This window comes from Variovorax sp. P4_D9 (assembly GCF_056401695.1).
Genome location: NZ_JBFUIU010000546.1, coordinates 1 through 6,149 on the forward strand (window position 1 = coordinate 1; position 6,149 = coordinate 6,149).

Sequence of the window (6,149 nt, forward strand, 5' to 3'; positions counted from 1 at the left end):
TGGAACACATTGAACTCCGTATTTGTCAGACAAACGTTTTGCCAGCCCTTCCAATGCATCCAGCGAACGTGCAACCAGCACGAGGTTCATGCCGCGAGCGGCAAGGTGCTCTGCGAAGACTTCGCCAATTCCTTTGGATGCCCCCGTGACCAACGCAGTCGATCCGCGATAGTTAAACATGTTGTATCTCTCTTGAATAAGTTCGGTGTGCTGCACTGGAGTTCAGGAAAGAGCTTCTCGTTCTCTGGGTGCGCCAGCCCGACTGGTATCGCTCCAGTTCGGGTAGTCGCTGTAGCCGGCCTCGCTGCCTCCGAATAGCGCCTTGCTTTCGAGAGAGGCCAGCGGCAAGTCCTCGGCGAGGCGGCGCGGCAGGTCAGGGTTGGCAACAAACGGCCGCCCGAATGCGACCAGATCGGCATAGCCCTTCGATAGGACCCACTCGGCCCGCGCCTTGTCATATTTGCCGGCAACGATGATCGGCCGCGTGAAGCGCGCACGAATGGCCTGGCGAAATTCCTCGGTAAATCGCGGCGCATCGTCCCAGTCCGCCTCGACCAGATGCAGATAAGCGATGCCGCGGTGCTGGAGATATTCGGTTGCTTCGAGAATGGTCGGCAGGATGTCGGGGCAGGCCATGCCGCGGGCGGTCAGGAACGGGGCCAGGCGAATCGCGGTGCGGCCGGCGCCCACCTCGTCCGCCACCGCGTCGACCACCTGTTGAAGAAAGCGCAGGCGATTCTGGCGCGAACCGCCGTATTCGTCGGTTCGGGTGTTGGACGGCGTGCGCAGGAACTGGTCGATGAGATAGCCGTTGGCGCCATGAAGCTCCACGCCATCAAAGCCTGCATCGATGGCGTTGCGCGCCGCGCGGCGGAAATCCGCAATGACACCCTTGATTTCATCGTGGGTCAGCGCGCGCGGCGTGGGGCTGTCGACCATGGCGCCGACGCCGCTGGCCGGGTCTACTTTCCAGATCGCTCCCTCGAAGGGCACCGCGGATGGCGCCACCGGCAACGCCCCGTCGTGGAAGGCCGGATGGGACATGCGCCCCACATGCCAGAGCTGGAGGAAGATCCGCCCCCCGGCAGCGTGCACCGCCTGGGTCACCACGCGCCAGCCGGCGACCTGTTCGGGGCTATAGATGCCTGGCGTGAACGAGTAGCCCTTCCCTTGCGGGGAAATCTGCGATGCCTCCGTCACGATCAGGGCCGCCGATGCCCGCTGGGCGTAATAGCGGGCGTTCATCGCGTTGGGCACGTCGCCGGGCTGCGTGCTGCGAGCTCGCGTCATGGGTGCCATCACGACACGGTGCGGCACCGTATGGCCGGCAACTCGGGTGGGCGTAAAGAGAAGAGAGGGAGTGAACATGATTGCTGGTTCCAGGCTTTATGAAAAAGGAAAGGGGATTGCGGCGTTCAAGGGGTGCGAGATTGCGGATCTGTGACCAATTCGATGAGCACACCGGGCGCCATTGCAATGAAGAGCTGGCGTTCACCCGATAGCGGCACCTCCCCGGGCTCACAGGAAACACCGCTTAGTCGCATTCGCTCGAGCAACGCCGACCATTCATCGGCCCTGTCGATGCGCAGGGCGACGTGGTCGATGCGAGGGGAAGCTGGTTGTGGCGCCGAGGTGGTGTCCGCCCTGATCAGATGGATGACGGGCTGCATAAAGCCAATGGCCTTTGACGCCAAATGGCGGGCGCGGACCTTCGCTGAGGCCGACGATCGAGCAAAGGAAGCGCCGTGCGGCTTCGAGGTCGCCGGTGACTATCGTTGCGTGGTCGAGCTTCATGACAAGGTGGGATGGAAGAGGTTTGAGAGAGAAGCAGGCGCGCCGCCAGCGGCAATGCCGGGGTTGAAAGGCAGTGGCGAAAAGGTCATCGAGAACTCCTGGGGTGGGGGTGCGATACCGCCCTGGGCTCCAATGTCGAGCTTTTCTGTCAGGGAGAAAATGGCAATACTGCGACAACCTTCTGTTCCAAAACGGAAAAGATATGCCAGAACTTGCCGACATGAAGCTCTTCGTCCAAACGGTGTCGACCGGCAGCCTTTCGGCCGCGGGCCGCGCTCTGGGGTTCTCGCCGGCCGTCGGTAGCAAGCGCCTGGCGCGGCTCGAGGTGGCGTTGGGTACGCGGCTGTTGCACCGCAGTTCGCGCCGCCTGTCACTGACGGACGAAGGTGCGATCTACTTCGAGCGCTGCCAGGCCATCCTGGCGGACGTTGAGGAGGCCGAAGCCGCGATCGGGCATGGATCGCATGAGCCGCGTGGCGTCTTGCGTGTGTCGTCTCCGGTGGCGTTGGGACGGCGCTGGATCGGACCCGCCATGGCGCGCTTCGCGCTCGAGCATCCGACCTTGTCGGTGCAGTTGTCGCTCTCGGACTCGATCGTGGACCTTATCGAAAGCGGCTTCGACTGTGCCGTGCGCATTGGTGGCACGGAGGATTCGCGGCTCGTCGTGCGCTCACTGGCGCCAAACCGGCGCGTGGTGTGCGCGGCACCTGCCTATCTCGCGCACCGCAAGCCGCCACTGACGCCAGCCGACCTGTCGGCACACGACTGCATCGTCATGACCCGCAACACGTCGGGGCATGCCGACTGGCGCTTCCGCCCGGTCGACCGCCCCGTTGCAGCCTTGACCACGGTCCGCGTGCGCGGGCGCATGGTCGCGGACAACGGCGAACAGGCGCACGACTGGGCACTGGCAGGGCTCGGGCTGGTGCGACGCTCCGTGTGGGACGTGGCGGCCGAACTCGAGGACGGCCGGCTGGTCGAGGTGATGCCCGGCTGGACGGGCGAGAGCGCGCCGATCCAGGTGGTCTTCGCGTCACGTCGTTTCCTGCCGGCACGCACGCGGCAATTCGTCGATCTACTGGTGGCGCAATTCGCGCAACAGCGGGCGCAGTAGGAAAATTGATATAGGCGTTGTCTATCAATAGGCACACCCTTTTCGTCACAAGTATTTCGCGGTCAGTGCACAGGGCTTGGCCAGCAAGACCTGGCGGCGCATGGTGCGCATCGAGGGCCAGGCGACCTCGAACCAAGCCTGCCGCCTGGCAACAGCAGCACGGCCCTGGGCAGCGGGGCGCCTCTCACGGCGTGACGAGGCGTCGCTACGCGATGGCCGGGCAGCGCCTAGCCTTGCGCGATCGGGCTGCCTTCACCGATCTCATCGCGTCGATCTGCACGGCCCAGGCTGCGGCTCCACCGCGGCTGCGCCTCGCAACCAGTTATCAAGCGGCAGGCCGCTAAGGGTTTGCCCCAAATCACCGGTCCGGTGAATCGGACGGCCGCGTCGCTCCGCATCCGGATCATCGGCGGAGCGCTCGCCTCGTTTTCATCTCATCTCTCATGAAATCAACAACTTAGAGCGCCTTCCGCGCCGCCCGCCGCGTGGCACATCGATTGCTCTGTACCAAGGCCGACCGCGTCGCCCGATGCGGGTCCTGGCCATGACACTGGAGACAAAACCGATGAGCACCATGGGTGACCTTGACCCGACGGAAACTGGCGAGTGGGTCGACGCGCTGGGCGCGGTCCAGCAACACCGGGGCAGCGAGCGCGCGAACTTTCTGTTGAATCGCCTGGTCGACGAGGGCCGCCGCGACGGCGTCTACGTGCCCCGTTCGCTGAACACGGCCTACAAGAACACGATCCCCCCCGAGAAGGAAGAAAAGTCCCCCGGCAACCGCGAGATCGAACACCGCCTGCGCTCCATCATCCGCTGGAACGCGATGGCGATCATCCTGCGCGCCAACAAGGACTCGTCCGAACTCGGTGGCCACATCGCGAGCTTCCAGTCGGCGGCCACGCTCTACGACATCGGTTTCGGGCATTTCTGGCATGCCGCCACCGACACGCACGGCGGCGACCTGCTCTTTATCCAGGGCCACAGCTCGCCCGGCATCTATGCGCGCGCTTTTCTCGAAGGCCGCCTGAGCGAGCAGCAACTGCTCAACTACCGCCAGGAGGCCGAGGGCAACGGCATCCCGTCGTACCCGCACCCCTGGCTCATGCCCGACTTCTGGCAGTTCCCCACCGTCTCGATGGGGCTTGGCCCGCTGATGGCGATCTACCAGGCGCGCTTCCTGAAGTACCTGCACGGCCGCGGCCTCGCCGACACCGCGCCGCGCAAGGTCTGGGCCTTCATGGGCGACGGCGAAATGGACGAGCCCGAATCGCTCGGCGCCATCTCGCTGGCGGGCCGCGAGAGCCTGGACAACCTGGTGTTCGTCATCAACTGCAACCTGCAGCGCCTCGACGGCCCGGTGCGCGGCAACGGCAAGATCGTGCAGGAGCTCGAGAGCGTGTTCCGCGGCGCCGGCTGGAACGTCATCAAGGTGCTCTGGGGCAGCGGCTGGGACGCGCTGCTCGCCAAGGACAAGAGCGGCAAGCTGCTGCAGCGCATGGAAGAGTGCGTCGACGGTGAATACCAGGACTTCAAGAGCAAGAGCGGCGCCTACGTGCGCGAGCATTTCTTCGGCAAGTACGACGAGACGAGGGCCCTGGTCGCCGACATGAGCGACGAGCAGATCTGGGCGCTGACCCGTGGCGGCCACGACCCCGAAAAAGTGTTCGCCGCCTATGCCGCCGCCGTCAAGCACAAGGGCCAGCCGACGCTGATCCTGCCCAAGACGGTGAAGGGCTACGGCATGGGCGAATCGGGCGAGGGCCAGATGATCGCGCACCAGGCCAAGAAAATGACGCAGGACGCGCTGCGCGGCTTCCGCGACCGCTTCCAGATCCCGGTGTCCGATGAAGATCTGCCCAAGGTGCCCTTCATCCAGCTCGCCGAAGACAGCCCCGAGATGAAGTACCTGCGCGAGCGCCGCGCCGCGCTCGGCGGCTATCTGCCGCAGCGGCGCCGCAAGTCGGTCGCGCTCGAGATTCCGCCCTTGGCCAACTTCGAGCGCCTGCTCAAGGACACCGGCGAGCGCGAGATCTCCACCACCATGGCCTTCGTGCAGATGCTCGGCACGCTGGTGCGCGACAAGGCCATCGGCAAGCACGTGGTGCCCATCGTGCCCGACGAGTCGCGCACTTTCGGCATGGAAGGCATGTTCCGCCAGCTGGGTATCTGGTCCTCGCTCGGCCAGCTCTACAAGCCGCAGGACGCCGACCAGCTGATGTACTACCGCGAGTCGAAGGACGGGCAGGTGCTGCAGGAGGGCATCAACGAGGGCGGTGCGATGTCCAGCTGGATCGTCGCGGCCACCTCATACAGCACGAACGACGTGCCGATGATTCCGTTCTACATCTACTACTCGATGTTCGGCCTCCAGCGCGTGGGCGACCTGGCCTGGCTGGCCGGTGACATGCGTGCGCGCGGCTTCCTGCTCGGCGGCACCGCGGGGCGCACCACGCTCAACGGCGAAGGCCTGCAGCACGAGGACGGCCACAGCCACATCCTGGCCGGCACCATCCCCAACTGCATCTCGTACGACCCGACCTTCGCCTACGAGGTGGTGGCCATCGTGCGCGACGGCATGCGCCGGATGTACACCGAGCAGGAGGATGTGTACTACTACATCACCCTCATGAACGAGAATTACCCGCACCCCGGCATGCCCGAGGGCAGCGAGGCGGGCATCCTCAAGGGCCTCTACCAGCTCAGCGACGGCGGCAAGACGCCGAAGAAGGGCCACCGCGTGCAGCTCATGGGCAGCGGCACCATCCTGCGCGAGGTGATGTTCGCGGCCGAGCTGCTCGAGAGCGACTTCGGCATCGTTGCCGACGTGTGGAGCGCCACCAGCTACAACGAGCTGCGCCGCGACGGCATGGCCGCCGAGCGCTGGAGCCGCCTGCACCCCACGCAGCCGGCGCGCAAGAGCCACGTCGAGCAATGCCTCGATGGCCACGACGGCCCCGTCATCGCCGCGACGGACTACATGCGCAACTACGCCGACCAGGTTCGCGAGTACGTGCAGGCCGCGGGCCGGCGCTACACCGTGCTCGGCACCGACGGCTTCGGCCGCAGCGACTACCGGCGCAAGCTGCGCCGCTTCTTCGAGGTCGACCGCTGGCACGTGGTGGTGGCCGCGCTCAAGGCGCTCGCCGACGACGGCGCGATCAAGCACACCGTGGTGGCCGACGCCATCGAGAAGTACGGGCTCCAAGCCGAGCGCGCCGCCCCCTGGACCGTCTGAGGC

5 protein-coding genes are annotated in these 6,149 nt (G+C 65.4%); 2 read left to right on the top strand and 3 right to left on the bottom strand.

Annotated elements, in window-relative coordinates:
- The 3 genes from AC1DY5_RS38285 to AC1DY5_RS38295 form a co-directional block, all read right to left on the bottom strand.
- On the bottom strand, positions 1-180 hold a 180-nt coding region (locus tag AC1DY5_RS38285; RefSeq protein ID WP_478119680.1), incomplete at its 3' end, for an SDR family NAD(P)-dependent oxidoreductase.
- A gap of 42 nt (positions 181-222) precedes the next feature.
- The gene (locus AC1DY5_RS38290) at positions 223-1,368 is read right to left on the bottom strand and encodes an alkene reductase (RefSeq protein ID WP_478119681.1); all 1,146 of its coding nucleotides are present in this window, start codon (positions 1,366-1,368) and stop codon (positions 223-225) included.
- Positions 1,369-1,415: 47 nt separating this feature from the next.
- Entirely contained in the window at positions 1,416-1,670 is a 255-nt protein-coding gene (locus AC1DY5_RS38295; RefSeq protein WP_478119682.1) for a VOC family protein, read from the bottom strand.
- A gap of 326 nt (positions 1,671-1,996) precedes the next feature.
- On the opposite strand from AC1DY5_RS38295, the gene AC1DY5_RS38300 reads away from it, so the two are divergent.
- Together AC1DY5_RS38300 and aceE are read left to right on the top strand one after the other, a co-directional pair.
- The gene (locus tag AC1DY5_RS38300; RefSeq protein WP_478119683.1) at positions 1,997-2,908 is read left to right on the top strand and encodes a LysR family transcriptional regulator; all 912 of its coding nucleotides are present in this window, start codon (positions 1,997-1,999) and stop codon (positions 2,906-2,908) included.
- Positions 2,909-3,473: 565 nt separating this feature from the next.
- Positions 3,474-6,146: a pyruvate dehydrogenase (acetyl-transferring), homodimeric type gene (aceE, locus tag AC1DY5_RS38305; protein WP_478119684.1), complete on the top strand. Its 2,673-nt coding sequence runs from the start codon at positions 3,474-3,476 to the stop codon at positions 6,144-6,146.
- The last annotated feature ends 3 nt before the right edge of the window (positions 6,147-6,149 follow it).